Source organism: Pseudomonas sp. C2.3V (assembly GCF_058536325.1).
In genome coordinates this window covers 1,086,780-1,100,990 of the sequence record NZ_JBZUBN010000001.1, presented here as the reverse complement: position 1 = coordinate 1,100,990, position 14,211 = coordinate 1,086,780, and the positions used below count along the sequence as shown (strand labels likewise).

The following is a 14,211-nucleotide window of genomic DNA, read 5'->3' as shown; positions in this document are numbered from 1 at the left end:
CGTCAAACGGCCATCAAATCAGTTTCCTTAGCCTCCAAGGCCTTATCGACCTCAGCGACATATTTATCAGTCAATTTCTGGATCTCATCCTGCGCACGACGCTCTTCGTCTTCGCTGATTTCCTTTTCCTTGAGGAGATCCTTCAACTGAGCCAGCGCATCACGGCGAATATTCCGCACGGAAACACGAGCCTGTTCAGCCTCCTGGCGCGCCTGCTTAGTGAAACCCTTTCGAGTTTCCTCAGTGAGAGCCGGCATCGGGACGCGAATGGTAGTCCCGGCTGTCGCTGGGTTCAGTCCTAGATCCGAAGTCATGATGGCTTTTTCAACAGCCTGAATCATGCTTTTATCAAAAACAGTCAGCGCCAACGTACGGGAATCTTCCACGGTCACGTTGGCAACCTGGCGCAGCGGCGTGTCGCTACCGTAATAGGACACCATAACGCTATCGAGAATACTTGGATGAGCGCGTCCAGTACGGATCTTGGCGAAAGCGTGACCAAGCGCTTCAATGGTCTTGGTCATTCGGCTTTGAGCGTCTTGCTTTATTTCATTGATCATACTGTGCCCTCTTCGATCAAAGTACCTTCTCCGCCGCCTACAACAATATTCAGGAGGGCGCCGGATTTATTCATATTGAACACCCGAAGCGGCATCTTATGATCACGACACAGACAGATTGCTGTCAGGTCCATCACGCCCAGCTTACGGTCGAGCACTTCGTCATACGTCAAGCGATCGAACCTTTCCGCATTCGGGTCCTTGAAAGGATCTGCAGTGTACACGCCATCGACCTTGGTTGCTTTAAGCACCAGATCAGCCTCAACTTCGATAGCACGCAAGCAGGCAGCCGAATCAGTGGTAAAGAATGGATTACCCGTGCCAGCCGAGAAAATAACCACCTCGCCGTTCTGCAACTGACGCATAGCCTTACGGCGATCATACTGATCAGTCACACCCACCATGGAGATGGCTGACATAACAGTTGCCGGGATATTGGAGCGCTCCAGGGAATCACGCATGGCCAGCGCATTCATAACGGTAGCCAGCATACCCATATGGTCACCCGTAACACGGTCCATACCTGCGGCTGACAACGCAGCCCCACGGAACAGGTTACCACCACCAATCACCAGCCCGACCTGAACACCGATACCAACAAGCTGACCGATCTCCAAGGACATACGATCAAGCACTTTTGGGTCAATGCCGAAATCTTCGGATCCCATTAGGGCTTCGCCGCTGAGTTTAAGCAGAATACGTTTGTAACGGGGTTGGCGACCACTCATCTGCTGAGCCATTCAGTCTCTCCTGCGACGATTTGAAATAATAAAAAACAAATCATTTTCCCATTACCGAACCGGAACGTCAGCGTTGACGCATCGATAGTGGGATCGTTACCAAATAAAAAAGAAAACCCATACCTTCGCTACTTGAAAAAAGAGGCCGCACGCGGTGGCGGGCAGCCTCTTTTTCAGCATCGATAGCGTCTTACTGCTTGCTGGCTGCGACCTGAGCGGCCACCTCAGCTGCGAAGTCCACTTCGGCTTTCTCGATACCTTCACCTACTTCGTAACGGACGAAGGAAACGATTTCAGCGCCAGCCTTCTTGGCCAGATCGCCAACCTTGACTTCTGGATCCTTTACAAAAGGCTGCTCAACCAGGCTTGCCTCAGCCAAGAACTTGTTGATACGGCCTTTGACCATGTTTTCAACAATATTTTCCGGCTTGCCAGCAATCTTGTCTGCGTTCAGTGCCAGGAAGATTTCTTTTTCCTTGGCAATCGCTTCTTCAGAAACCTGGGAAGGATTCAGGAACTGGGGGTTGCTTGCAGCAATGTGCATCGCGATATCACGAGCCAGCTCAGGCGTACCACCGTTCAGAGCAACAACAACACCGATGCGGTGGCCGTGCAGGTAGGCACCTATCACATCACCTTCCACACGAGTCAAGCGACGAATAGTGACGTTTTCGCCTGTCTTGGAAACCAGCGCCAGACGCGCCTCTTCCTGGGACTCTACCAGCGGAGCAGCATCAGTCAGCTTCTGATCGAAAGCCTTATTCAAGCTATCTGCAACGAAAGCCTTGAAGTCATCCTGCAGAGCCAGGAAGTCAGTCTGGGAGTTGACTTCGATGATCAGAGCAGCCTTGTTGTCGTCGGAAACCTTGACAGCAATCGCACCTTCAGCAGCGATGTTACCAGCCTTCTTGGCCGCCTTGATGGCGCCAGCTGCACGCATATCATCGATGGCTTTCTCGATGTCGCCGCCGGCAGCAGTCAACGCCTTCTTGCAATCCATCATGCCAAGGCCGGTACGCTCACGCAGTTCTTTGACCAGGGCCGCAGTAATCTCTGCCATGCTCGAATCCTCTTGAATCAGTGTCTAAACCAATGCCCTAGGGCAGTAATTCTCTGAGTGGCAAAAAGGGGGCCTAGCCCCCTTCCTGCTCACTGAATGTCCAGTCTTTACGACAGGGTCAATCAGCCTTCAGCAGCTTCGCTCGCTGCTTCTTGAACGAACTCTTCAGGTGTTGCACCTGCGTTCTGCTTACCACGCAGTACGGCATCAGCCGTGGCGCTCAGGTACAGCTGGACAGCGCGGAAGGCGTCATCGTTACCCGGGATGATGTAATCAACGCCTTCAGGGCTACTGTTGGTATCAACAACACCGATAACCGGGATACCAAGCTTGTTCGCTTCGGTAATCGCGATGCGCTCGTGATCAACGTCGATAACGAACAGAGCGTCCGGCAGACCGCCCATCTCCTTGATACCACCCAAGCTGCGCTCGAGCTTCTCGAGATCGCGAGTGCGCATCAGCGCTTCTTTCTTGGTCAGCTTGCCGAAGGTGCCGTCTTCAGCCTGAACTTCAAGCTCACGCAGACGCTTGATGGACTGACGAATAGTCTTATAGTTCGTCAGCATACCGCCCAACCAGCGGTGATCCACGAAAGGCATGCCACAACGAGCAGCTTCTTCGCGAACGATCTTGCCAGCGGAACGCTTGGTACCAACGAACAGGATTTTGTTCTTGCCAGAAGCCAGGCGCTCAACAAAGCTCAGCGCTTCGTTGAACATTGGCAGAGTCTTTTCGAGGTTGATGATGTGAATCTTGTTACGCGCGCCGAAAATGTACTTACCCATTTTCGGGTTCCAGTAACGGGTCTGGTGGCCGAAGTGCACACCGGCCTTCAGCATGTCGCGCATGTTGACTTGGGACATTGATATTTCCTCAATAAGTCGGGTTGGGCCTCCACGCATCCCAATGGCCAACTCCTTGCAGAGCACCCAGGCCATCGTGCCGATACGTGTGTGGGGTTTAGGGCGTTTTAGGGCTATTGCCCGAAAAGCGCCGCGCTTTATACCACAGAAGTCAGCCGAATTAAACCATGGCAGACTACTGCGATTGGGATGGTGACGAAGGACAGGTTTGTTAGAATCCTGTCCAACCCTCTTATTTTAGTCCATATGCAGGCTGCCTGCGCAGCGCTTAGAGATTCTAATGACCGTTATTATCAAGACCCCTGAAGACATCGAGAAAATGCGTATCGCCGGCCAACTGGCGGCTGATGTACTGGAAATGCTGGATGAGCATGTTAAGCCGGGCGTTACGACCGAGGAGCTGAATAAGCTTTGCCACGACTATATCGTCAATGTGCAACAGGCTATTCCGGCGCCACTCAATTACAAGGGCTACCCCAAGTCCATTTGTACTTCGCTTAATCATGTCGTCTGTCATGGCATCCCCAACGACAAGCCACTCAAGAAAGGCGACATCCTTAACGTGGATATCACGGTTATCAAAGACGGCTACCACGGCGATACCAGCAAGATGTATTGCGTCGGCGAAGTGGCCGAGTGGGCAAAGCGACTCTGCGAGGTAACTCAGGAGTGCCTATATAAAGGTATTTCGGTTGTTCGCCCCGGCGCCCGGCTGGGTGATATTGGCGAAATCATTCAGAAGCACGCTGAAAAACAGGGTTTTTCCGTGGTGCGCGAGTATTGTGGTCATGGTATCGGCAAGGGCTTTCATGAGGAGCCGCAGGTTGTTCATTATGGGCGTGCTGGAACAGGCCTTGAACTCAAGGAAGGCATGATCTTCACCATTGAGCCGATGATCAACCAGGGCCGCGCTGAAACCAAGCTGCTTGGTGACGGTTGGACGGCCATCACCAAGGACCGCAAGCTGTCTGCTCAGTGGGAACACACCGTACTGGTTACCGCCGATGGCTATGAAATTCTGACACTGCGCAAAGACGAAACCATTTCCCGCACCCCCGCATGAGGTAATACGGGTATGCCCCAGGTAGATCCCGAACTGTTCGACCGCGGACAGTTCCAGGCTGAACTCGCATTAAAGACCAGCCCCATCGCCGCGTTCAAAAAGGCGATCCGCAAGGCAAATGAGGTATTGGACGAGCGATTTTCAGCCGGGCGCAGTACGCGTCGCTTGGTTGAGGATCGAGCCTGGTTCGTTGACCAGATACTGTGCGAAGCCTGGCAACGACTGAACTGGGGTAATGCACAGATTGCCTTGCTCGCCGTAGGGGGGTATGGCCGCGGCGAGCTGCATCCGCAATCGGACATCGATTTGCTCATTTTATTGGGCTCAGAAGATCAGGAAGCGCATCGGGAAGCCATTGAAGGCTTCCTGACGTTGCTGTGGGATATTGGCCTTGCTGTCGGACAGAGTGTGCGCTCGGTTCAGGAGTGCGCGGATGAGGCCAGGGCCGACCTGACCGTCATCACCAATCTGATGGAGTGCCGTACCATTGCCGGCCCGGAAGCCCTTCGTCTGAGGATGCTGGATGTAACCAGCCCCAAGCGAATGTGGCCCAGCCGTGATTTCTTTCTGGCAAAGCGGGATGAGCAGAAAGCCCGGCATGCCAAGTACAACGACACGGAATACAACCTTGAGCCCAACGTCAAAGGCTCACCGGGTGGATTACGTGATATCCAGGCACTCTTGTGGGTTGCACGCCGCCATTTCGGGACGCTGAACCTGCATGCGCTGGTTGGCCAGGGTTTTCTGACTGAAAGCGAATGTTCGCTGCTGGCTTCCAGTCAGGAGTTCCTGTGGAAGGTGCGTTATGCCCTGCATATGCTGGCAGGCCGACCTGAGGATCGCCTCCTGTTTGATCATCAGCGCCGCATCGCCGGCCTCCTGGGTTATGAAGACAGCGATGCGAAGCTGGCCGTTGAGCGCTTCATGCAGAAGTATTATCGCGTGGTCATGGACATTGCCCAGCTCAACGATGTTGTCATGCAGCACTTTGAGGAAGCCATCCTGCGGGATGACGAAAGCGAGCCAACGCAGCCTCTTAACAGCCGCTTCCAGTTACGGGACGGCTATATTGAGGTTACGCATCCGGAGGTATTCAAGCGCACCCCCTTTGCACTGCTGGAAATTTTCGTGCTGATGGCTCAGCACCCGGAAATCAAGGGTGTTTCTGCGGGTACGATCCGGTTGCTTCGCGACCACCGTCATCTAATCAATGACGAATTCCGACATGACATCCGCAACACCAGCTTATTTATCGAGCTGTTCAAGAGCCGCGAAGGCATTCATCGCAACCTTCGCCGTATGAACCGCTACGGTATTCTTGGCCTGTACTTGCCGGAGTTCGGCCAAATCATCGGTCAGATGCAGCATGACCTGTTCCATATCTATACGGTCGATGCGCATACACTTAATCTGATCAAGCATCTGCGCAAACTGAACCGACCGGAGATGACGGAAAAGTATCCTCTGGCCACGCGGGTGATGAACAAGCTGCCTAAACCGGAGTTGATCTATATTGCCGGTCTTTACCATGACATTGGCAAGGGCCGAGGCGGTGATCATTCGGAGCTGGGCGCCGTAGATGCCGAAGCGTTCTGCCGCCGCCATCAGCTACCCGAATGGGACAGCAACCTAATCTGTTGGCTGGTACGCAATCACTTGGCGATGTCGACCACAGCGCAGCGCAAGGATTTGTCTGACCCCCTGGTGATTCATGACTTTGCACAGACGGTAGGCGACCAGGTCCATCTGGATTATCTCTATGCGCTCACTGTGGCAGATATCAACGCGACCAACCCCAACCTCTGGAACTCCTGGCGCGCCAGTCTGCTGCGACAGCTGTATACCGAGACCAAGCGTGCCTTGCGCCGCGGACTTGAGAATCCGGTAGAACGTGAAGAGCAAATTCGCCAGACACAGAGTTCAGCCATCGATATTCTGGTGCGTAATGGCATCGATCAGGATGATGCCGAACACCTATGGGGGCAGCTCGGTGACGACTATTTTCTGCGTCACACTGCCAGCGATGTAGCGTGGCACACCGAAGCTATTTTGAGTCATCCCAATGACGGTAATCCGCTGATCCTGATCAAGGAGACTACCCAACGCGAGTTTGAAGGCGGCACCCAGATCTTCATTTATGCGCAGGACCAGCACGACTTCTTTGCCGTGACTGTGGCGGCAATGGACCAGCTGAACCTGAGCATCCAGGACGCGCGCATTATTACGTCCACCAGCCAGTTTACCCTGGATACCTATGTTGTACTCGACGCGGACGGAGGCTCTATCGGCAATAACCCGGCCCGTATCCAGCAGATCAGAAGCGGCTTGATCCAGGCCCTAAAAACACCTGAAGAGTACCCCAACATCATCAACCGACGTGTTCCTCGTCAGCTCAAACATTTTGCGTTCGCGCCACACGTGAATATCTATACGGATGCTCAGCGCGCCGTGAGCCTGATTGAGCTGACCGCCCCTGATCGCCCGGGCCTGTTGGCTCGCGTGGGCGGTATATTCCTGGATTTCGACCTGTCGGTTCAGAATGCCAAAATCGCCACGTTGGGCGAGCGTGTTGAAGACGTCTTTTATGTTACGGATGCTCAAGGGCAGCCCCTGTCGGATCCGAAGCTGTGCGAGCAACTTCAACAAGCGCTGATCAAAAACCTAAGCGGGGCCAATGGCTCAGAAACGCCGTTGCTACGCATCAGTATCTAATGGACAACTCAGCCTAAGGCCAGGCTGCACTTGCGAGACCTGTATATGAACGATGCCTTGAACCTGCTCCAGCCCTACCCTTTCGAAAAACTGCGCACGCTGCTGGCAGGTGTCCAGCCACCGGCAGATAAAAAGGCCATCGCGTTATCAATCGGCGAACCTAAACACCCCTCCCCAGCGTTTGTCGCAAAAGCGCTGACCGAGCACCTTGATCAACTGGCGGTCTATCCAACAACAGCCGGACTGCCTGCTTTGCGCGAAGCGATTGTGACGTGGTGCGAGCAGCGTTTTCGTGTACCGACTGGCTGGATGGATGCGGCTCAGCATGCCTTACCGGTAACCGGCACGCGCGAAGCGCTTTTCTCTTTTACACAGGCGGTGGTGAATCGCCAGGAAGGCGCGCTGGTAGTAAGCCCCAACCCTTTCTATCAGATCTATGAAGGCGCCACGCTGCTTGCTGGTGCGCAGCCGCACTACCTGCCCTGCCTGCCCGAGAAAGGTTTTAATCCTGACTTCGATGCCGTTCCAGCCGAAATATGGGATCGCTGCCAGTTGCTGTTCCTGTGCTCTCCTGGCAATCCAACCGGAGCATTGTTGCCTGTCGAGACCTTGAAGCGTTTGATCGAGCTGGCCGACCAGCATGACTTCGTGATTGCAGCAGATGAGTGCTATAGCGAGCTGTATTTCGATGAAGACAACCCACCTGCAGGTCTTTTGACGGCTTGTGCGGAGCTGGGTCGCAAGGACTTCAGCCGTTGCGTGGTCTTTCACAGCCTGTCCAAGCGCTCGAATCTACCTGGTTTGCGCTCAGGCTTCGTTGCAGGGGACGCCGAGATTCTCAAACGCTTCCTGCTGTATCGGACCTACCACGGCTGCGCCATGCCGATCCAGGTACAGCGCGCCAGCATTGCCGCATGGAGCGATGAGATCCACGTACGCGAGAACCGCGTGCTTTACCGGGAAAAATTCGACGCTGTGCTGGCAATACTAAAAGATGTATTGGACGTCGAGCGTCCGGACGGCGGTTTTTACCTCTGGGCTAAGACACCGTTAGATGACGAGTCCTTCGCCCGTGAGCTATACGCAAAGGAACATGTTACCGTTGTGCCAGGCTCCTACCTTTCCCGGACGGTGGACGGCGTGAATCCTGGTGCCAATCGGGTTCGCATGGCCTTGGTCGCACCTCTGAACGAGTGTATCGAAGCAGCCGAGCGTATCCGCGCATTCTGCAGCCGCTGACGCCTGCTCAGCCTGCCGCTGAAGCTGGCAGGCTGCGCATCAGTGTCGCCTCGCTGAAGTCCAGATCACTCAGGACTTCAGCGACGATTTCATCGTCGATTACGCCAGACAAGCGCATACGATAGAGCTCCCGACGCTGAGCCCGGATAGCCAGCAACCGCAGCTGCGTTTCAATAAACAGACTGGTTCGGGCACGCGCCTGAACCTCCTCCGTGTCCTGGTAGATATCAAGCTGTTCGCGAAACTCGGCCATGAGCTGCGTCTTGATTTCCGCCTTCAATCCCGCACGCGCAGGATCTTCGTCATCAATACTTTCCGCCTCAAGGGCGCGAAGAGCTGCTTCTGCCGTATTACGCCGAATCTCTCGGCGCTCACGGTCGGCAGCCTCATTGGTACCCACACTTAGTCCACGCAGCAGCAGGGGCAATCCAATGCTGGCCGCCAGCAGGGACAGCAGGATTACGCCCGCAGCAATAAAGATCAGGACATCGCGCTGGGGGAATGGCTGTCCATTCGCGAGAACAATGGGTAGAGACAGTACACCTGCCAGCGTCACGGCCCCGCGTACACCTGCAATTGACGCAATAATTGCGGTACGTTGGAAATCATTGCCCGGCATAGCCTCATGATGTCGGGAGATGCGCCAATACAGGTTCATGACCAGGTAACGCAGCAGGATCAGCGCCAGGAAGATTAGAGTCACCTCCCCCATCAGCCACCCTAGCGTCTTGTAGACATGCTCGGAAGGCTTGAGCACGGCAGCAATGATGTCGGGCAGCTGCAGGCCCAAGAGCAGGAACACCAGTCCATTGAAGGTGAACTCCAGCATCGACCAGATACTGTGGTTGAGCAATCGAGTACGCGACTGCCTGGGCAGCATGTCGATACGGCTTTGCACAAGCCCGGCGGCAACCGCAGAAAGAATGCCTGAGAAGCCCAGGTGTTCGGCAATGACATAAGCGGCAAATGGCAATAGAAGCAAGAAGACGACATAGGGTGCAGGATCCGTCCACCCATGCTCGACCAGCCAGTTACGGGCCTGCCCTGTCAGCCAGCTGAGCGCCGCCCCTGTAAAGAGACCGCCAATGGCAACCATGAGAAACGTCAGACTCGCATCTGCCAGTGAAAACACGCCCGTCATGGCAGCCGCTACGGCAAAGCGAAAGGTGACAAGACCGGACGCATCATTGAAAAGTGCTTCACCCTGCAGGATATGCATCAGCCGCTTAGGCAGTTTCCCACGTGCAATTCCGGACACCGCAACGGCATCGGTCGGCGACAGAACCGCGGCCAGTGCAAAGGCTACCGGCCAGGACAAGCCAGGCACCAACCAGTGAATAAAGGCGCCAGCGGCCAAAACGGTGATGAATACCAGACCAAACGCCAGCGTCAGGATAGGCGCCCGAAGCCGCCAGAGTTCGCGCTTCGGCATGCGCCACCCATCAGAGAACAGAAGTGGCGGAATGAATAAGAGCATAAATAGCTCAGGATCAAGCGCGACATGCAAGCCCAGGGATGGCAACGCCAGTAACGCCCCGACAACGACCTGGATCAGTGGAAGCGGCACGGGAAGAAACTGAGCGCTCAAGCGGGTCGCGCCCACCACAAGCAGCATGATCAAGATGGTATAAACGAGTGTCACCGCTTCTCTCCGCTGGCTACCGAGCCGATCCGCTCGATCTGTACGACACGATCCCTATCGACAAGCCCTGCAAAGACACGTTCGGCAATGCCGCGCCCAAACGGTAGGCATGAGGTGTCATGAGGTCATACACCTCACCCAAGGCTCGCCAGTACGCCGTGCTGGCGCCAACTGGACGCCCTCAACTAAGAGGGCGTCACGTTGAAAAACAGTTTCAGGCTGGGCGGGTAACGGTCAGGGTTACAGCCGCGATGCGGTCGGCCTGTGCATAAACACCGGATTCCAGTTCTTCACCGAAGACATCCGGGTCCATCTCACGATAACGCCAGACCAAATCTGTTTTGGCTAACCGCTCCTGGACAGCCTCTAGGAACGGATCCTGGCCGTCCACCATGGCCACGCCGGTATACAGCAGCAAGGTTCCTGCTGGTGCCAAGCGCTCCAGCGCGGCGTCCAGAATGGAAAGAGAGAGTCCGGCTCCCAGCGGTCCGCCCCCGTGGCGATAGGCGCGTTCGGTAGGATCGACCAGGTAAGGCGGATTGGAAATAATAAGATCGAATTCGCCTTCAACATCATTCAGCAGGTTGCTATGCCGAGCTACCACATTGGTCGCCTCAGCCATGTCCGCATTGATTTCAGTAAAGCGGAGCGCGCGATCGTTGATATCAACAGCCAAGACCTCGGCGCCTGGCCTCGCCAGCGCGACAAGTATCGCACCCGGGCCTGCACCACTGCCGATATCGACTGCCCGCTGGATCTGCCCAGTTTCGAAGCGCAGCTGGGCTTCGATAGCGTTGGCGTAGCGATAGGTATCTGGGCCAAAGAACACTGCATCCGCCTCGTCCGTAGGATAAGCGGAGTGGATGAACAGCTGATCGCCCAAAGTCGACACGCGAACCTTGCTGCGCCAACCATCCTGGTAGGATTCCAGGATGTCGGCGGCCTGCATGGCTTCGAAAAGCTCGGGTGAAATGAGCCCCTGCCTGAAGGGCCGACTCCAGCCAAAAATACCTTGCAAGTCCTTTGCCCACTCGTTGCCGGGGCGACCATTGACGCGGGCATGTGAGGCCGGCGTTATTGTAATGAATTGGTAATGAGCGTCGCGTAATGCTTCGATCAGGAGGCGAAAAGGTTGGACCGAGTGTTTGGAGATTGCAGGCTGTTCGCGCATCTGTGTATCCGTCACGCAGTTTGATCCTTTAGAAGCAGGACAGGGCCCTTATTGGGCCCTGTCCTTGGATGGTCAGTTGAAAAGCTTGTTGAAGAGGCGTGTGGCCAACAATCCAGAGGCGGTATGGTGATTGGCTGGCGACATCATCTCGATCAGAAGCGCCATACCCGCTTCGCGAGTCGGCTGGCACGCCAGGCGTTGCTCCAGGGCCGCGGCTTCGCTGTCAAAGTCATTTACCTCTGCAATAGAGGCATTTGAGGCCGCATTATCGCCTGCGCTTTGACAAAGCGCTTCCTGCTGGCGCTGCTTGGCGCGAAAGCTCAGCTCCCGCTTAGGCAAGATAGCAACTCGGTCCTGCCCTGCCTGGTCCTTGGCTATTACCTTGGCACCGGTGTGCACCAGATCACCCGCAATCCAGTCATGGATAAGCTGCTGCTCATAGGCAGTAAACACACCAAACATTTCGGCACGCTCACCTTGTATGAGCTTCCAGAAACGGCTGTTTTGTGGGTCTTCATGGCGCTTGATCCAGCCTTGAGCCTCCATGGCTTCAAGAAAGGCCGGTATCTGAGCTGGATCGGCCAGCCACTCACTTACATTGCGCCCACCGATTCGGCAGTAATCAGAATGCACGTATTTGCCGACGGTGCTTTTCTCTGCCAGTAGCGAAATAACTTCCTGTTCAAGATCGAACGAGCCAATGACAGACGTTGTGCCTGCGCCCAGGTTATTGAGCAGATAGCCCTGAGCTACACGTCGATAGAATGCTTCGCGACCTTCTACCGGCATGGCGTCATGAACGGCCTGCAGGGCCTTCTTTGCATGACCGGTACCGGCGTTATCGACCGTCACGTGCAACGTAAAGTAATAGGGATCGATCCCAAGCTCATTCAACTCGTAAGAGGTAATGAGCAGATGAAGCGGCAACTGTTCATAGCCGAGGTTGAATCCAATGATCTCGGGCAGGAAATGCTCGGCGTTATAGGCCAGCGCCAGCTGGATCGCACCCTGAACATAATGATCATCGCTCAGGCCATCCCAGTCTTCACAACCGTTACTGGCCAGCAATTTCTTATACAGGACGACATGATTCTTGTCTGGCAAACCCTCGCCCAACTCTTCCAGATAGATCTGGATAGGTGCAGTGAAGCGGGTGTCATTCCAGCGCTGCAAAATACCGTACAGCCAGGCGCCGTCTACTAGTTTGGTCGGGGCAACCCCTCTCAAAAAGTAGAGCGCATGAGATTTACTCGTGAAATAACGACGAGGGGCGCCTGCCTTCCGGGACTTGAGATAGGCTCGGTACTCCTGACCTACCTGCTCGGTACTTTGTAGCATCCAGCGCTCTAGCCCTTGCGGATCCTCCGGCAAATCGGATGGCATAGGTCCAGTCGCACTCAGCTGCTCGTCAAGATAGTGCCGAGCCCTTTCGAGCGCGTCAGCCGCGGGCTTCTGTTCAAGCAGAGAAAAATAAAGATGACGGGATGGCTCAAGGGCGTACGGCGTTAACACAGCCTGCCGGCTCGTCGTGGCTCGTGTAGTGGTCTGCATACGTCAGCACATCTGGCAGTTAATAATTGTACAGGTTGTACAATTTGGCCCCTGCCTGGCGGGTGAGTTCCTTACCTTGTGTCCGCTTGGCAGAAAACGATTGCAGCTCAAGAGGCCAACGTCTTGAGCTGCAAGGCGTTAAGCCATCAAAGCCGTATGTCGGCCAATGTGTGAAGCTCAGCCTCAATCCGTGTCCCTGTCATGGCCTCCTCGTTGGAAAAACCGTCGTAACGGGAGAGTGGGCCAAAATTGATACCTGTCAGCTGTTCGATACGACGAACACTGCGCTGATAGGTTCGGAAGCGTCCGAACGCGGCATCCAGCTGTCCCAGCTCGCTAGATTGATCGATCATGTAGGCGGTTGCAGATGGTTTTCCGTCATCGGATAAAAAGGCGACTACCTTCCAAAAAGCAGACGGGATCAGCACACCTCGATAGCGCCGGTCATCGTCCCGGAAAACCGGCCCGGTAAATACCGTTGCCCGCTCCTTCCAGCGCCGGGTGTTTTCCAGCAGGTAGTTTTCCAGATCCAGCCAGTTCTTCTGATTGAAGCCGGCCATCTGCGGAGAGCAGTTGGTGAAATGAAAGGTGTCACGGTTGGCAACTTCCGCCTCATTCCCCCAGTTAGGGTCCTCACGACGAACAAGGTGTCCGCGATCCAGCAGGTTATTGGCGTACAGGTCTTCGCCAATCTGGGCTTCCAGCGGGATACGTCCGTCATAGGACCAGCGATCTTTGCCCCGCTCGACCGAAACGGACTGAGCACCATCGATATTGACGCCAACGTAGAACGCCAGCCGGCGTGACGCCGACATGGTGATGGAGAAATGCATATAGTCGAGTCGATTTTCGGCGGAACCTGAAACAGGCAGCACGTCCCCGGCACGCTCATCGCTCATGGTAGGCCAGGGTACGCTGAATTCACCAAGAAAGTCGGCGGCATATCCTGGGCGCCCGGACAGCGACTCGGCATCAGTGATACGAGGGCCCTGCTGCCTGGCCTCAAGATCAACCGCAGGCGCTGCCTCCTGCGGTGCGAGTCGGCGCATATCGCTCAGTCTGGGTCTGTGGTTCAGGTCGATCGCCATTTCTTCATATTCCTATCGTATAGAGTGCGTAGAGAGCTTAGGCAATGCCTTATCGCCTTGTTATAGATTGCGTCGATAGGCGCACAGCCCACCTCTACATGGCATACTCTGACATTCCTATTTGGCGATTACTTTACAAGGGTGGGAGGCCAGGAATGCCCGACACGAACGGCACATTGAGTTTGTATGGCATAAAGGCCTGCGACACCATGAAAAAGGCGCGCACATGGCTCGACGAACATGGCGTGACCTATCATTTTCACGACTACAAGGTCAGCGGCATCGACCGGGAAACCCTTTCAACCTGGTGCCGTGAGCTTGGTTGGGAAAAGGTGCTGAACCGCGCCGGCACTACGTTCAGAAAACTGCCTGACGAACAAAAGGCAGATCTTGACGAGACCCGTGCCATCGAGCTCATGTTGGCGCAGCCCTCCATGATCAAGCGTCCTGTACTGGACCTGGGAGAGCGTCGCGTACTAGGCTTCAAGCCGGAACTCTACTCGGCTGAACTGGACCGCTGAC

At 55.2% G+C, this 14,211-nt stretch carries 12 protein-coding genes; 4 read left to right on the top strand and 8 right to left on the bottom strand.

Annotation, left to right across the window (positions count from 1 at the left end; genetic code table 11):
* Positions 1-2: 2 nt before the first annotated feature.
* The 4 genes from frr to rpsB form a co-directional block, all read right to left on the bottom strand.
* Positions 3-560, bottom strand: a complete 558-nt coding sequence (gene frr / locus AC4LF3_RS05200) for a ribosome recycling factor (protein WP_010797380.1) — start codon at positions 558-560, stop codon at positions 3-5.
* On the bottom strand, positions 557-1,300 hold the full coding sequence (pyrH, locus tag AC4LF3_RS05195) for a UMP kinase (protein ID WP_010797379.1): 744 nt from the start codon (positions 1,298-1,300) through the stop codon (positions 557-559). Before pyrH ends, frr begins: the two co-directional genes overlap by 4 nt.
* Positions 1,301-1,490: 190 nt before the next feature.
* Entirely contained in the window at positions 1,491-2,360 is an 870-nt protein-coding gene (tsf, locus tag AC4LF3_RS05190) for a translation elongation factor Ts (RefSeq protein WP_010797378.1), read from the bottom strand.
* A gap of 122 nt (positions 2,361-2,482) precedes the next feature.
* Complete coding sequence (gene rpsB / locus AC4LF3_RS05185) at positions 2,483-3,223, bottom strand: 30S ribosomal protein S2 (protein ID WP_010797377.1); 741 nt, start codon at positions 3,221-3,223, stop codon at positions 2,483-2,485.
* Between the two features lie 280 nt (positions 3,224-3,503).
* On the opposite strand from rpsB, the gene map reads away from it, so the two are divergent.
* Genes map through dapC form a run of 3 tightly spaced genes read left to right on the top strand, consistent with a single transcriptional unit; the run spans position 3,504 to position 8,237 of the window.
* Entirely contained in the window at positions 3,504-4,286 is a 783-nt protein-coding gene (map, locus tag AC4LF3_RS05180; protein ID WP_010797376.1) for a type I methionyl aminopeptidase, read from the top strand.
* Positions 4,287-4,298: 12 nt separating this feature from the next.
* Positions 4,299-6,998, top strand: a complete 2,700-nt coding sequence (locus AC4LF3_RS05175; RefSeq protein WP_019364434.1) for a [protein-PII] uridylyltransferase — start codon at positions 4,299-4,301, stop codon at positions 6,996-6,998.
* A gap of 45 nt (positions 6,999-7,043) precedes the next feature.
* Positions 7,044-8,237 (top strand): succinyldiaminopimelate transaminase, encoded by a 1,194-nt coding sequence (dapC, locus tag AC4LF3_RS05170; protein WP_010797374.1) that lies wholly within the window; start codon positions 7,044-7,046, stop codon positions 8,235-8,237.
* A gap of 7 nt (positions 8,238-8,244) precedes the next feature.
* Here the strand turns inward: dapC and AC4LF3_RS05165 are convergent, their stop codons facing one another.
* The 4 genes from AC4LF3_RS05165 to AC4LF3_RS05150 form a co-directional block, all read right to left on the bottom strand.
* Entirely contained in the window at positions 8,245-9,879 is a 1,635-nt protein-coding gene (locus tag AC4LF3_RS05165; RefSeq protein ID WP_150347886.1) for a Na+/H+ antiporter, read from the bottom strand.
* 214 nt (positions 9,880-10,093) lie between these two features.
* Complete coding sequence (locus tag AC4LF3_RS05160; RefSeq protein ID WP_491836248.1) at positions 10,094-11,050, bottom strand: methyltransferase; 957 nt, start codon at positions 11,048-11,050, stop codon at positions 10,094-10,096.
* 72 nt (positions 11,051-11,122) lie between these two features.
* Positions 11,123-12,601, bottom strand: coding sequence for an iron-containing redox enzyme family protein (locus AC4LF3_RS05155; protein ID WP_491834892.1), 1,479 nt, complete (start codon positions 12,599-12,601; stop codon positions 11,123-11,125).
* 146 nt (positions 12,602-12,747) lie between these two features.
* Positions 12,748-13,689 carry a DNA/RNA non-specific endonuclease gene (locus AC4LF3_RS05150; protein WP_122043260.1) on the bottom strand — a complete coding sequence of 314 codons (942 nt, stop codon included), beginning with the start codon at positions 13,687-13,689 and terminating at the stop codon, positions 12,748-12,750.
* Positions 13,690-13,844: 155 nt separating this feature from the next.
* Between AC4LF3_RS05150 and AC4LF3_RS05145 the strand changes: the two genes are divergently transcribed.
* Positions 13,845-14,210, top strand: coding sequence for an ArsC family reductase (locus tag AC4LF3_RS05145; RefSeq protein WP_150347889.1), 366 nt, complete (start codon positions 13,845-13,847; stop codon positions 14,208-14,210).
* Position 14,211 lies beyond the last annotated feature (1 nt).

Bases quoted from the DNA above. Each gene is read 5' to 3' on its own strand.
- frr (WP_010797380.1), bottom strand. From the start codon at position 560: ATGATCAATGAAATAAAGCAAGACGCTCAAAGCCGAATGACCAAGACC.
- pyrH (WP_010797379.1), bottom strand. From the start codon at position 1,300: ATGGCTCAGCAGATGAGTGGTCGCCAACCCCGTTACAAACGTATTCTG.
- tsf (WP_010797378.1), bottom strand. From the start codon at position 2,360: ATGGCAGAGATTACTGCGGCCCTGGTCAAAGAACTGCGTGAGCGTACC.
- rpsB (WP_010797377.1), bottom strand. From the start codon at position 3,223: ATGTCCCAAGTCAACATGCGCGACATGCTGAAGGCCGGTGTGCACTTC.
- map (WP_010797376.1), top strand. From the start codon at position 3,504: ATGACCGTTATTATCAAGACCCCTGAAGACATCGAGAAAATGCGTATC.
- AC4LF3_RS05175 (WP_019364434.1), top strand. From the start codon at position 4,299: ATGCCCCAGGTAGATCCCGAACTGTTCGACCGCGGACAGTTCCAGGCT.
- dapC (WP_010797374.1), top strand. From the start codon at position 7,044: ATGAACGATGCCTTGAACCTGCTCCAGCCCTACCCTTTCGAAAAACTG.
- AC4LF3_RS05160 (WP_491836248.1), bottom strand. From the start codon at position 11,050: ATGCGCGAACAGCCTGCAATCTCCAAACACTCGGTCCAACCTTTTCGC.
- AC4LF3_RS05155 (WP_491834892.1), bottom strand. From the start codon at position 12,601: ATGCAGACCACTACACGAGCCACGACGAGCCGGCAGGCTGTGTTAACG.
- AC4LF3_RS05150 (WP_122043260.1), bottom strand. From the start codon at position 13,689: ATGGCGATCGACCTGAACCACAGACCCAGACTGAGCGATATGCGCCGA.
- AC4LF3_RS05145 (WP_150347889.1), top strand. From the start codon at position 13,845: ATGCCCGACACGAACGGCACATTGAGTTTGTATGGCATAAAGGCCTGC.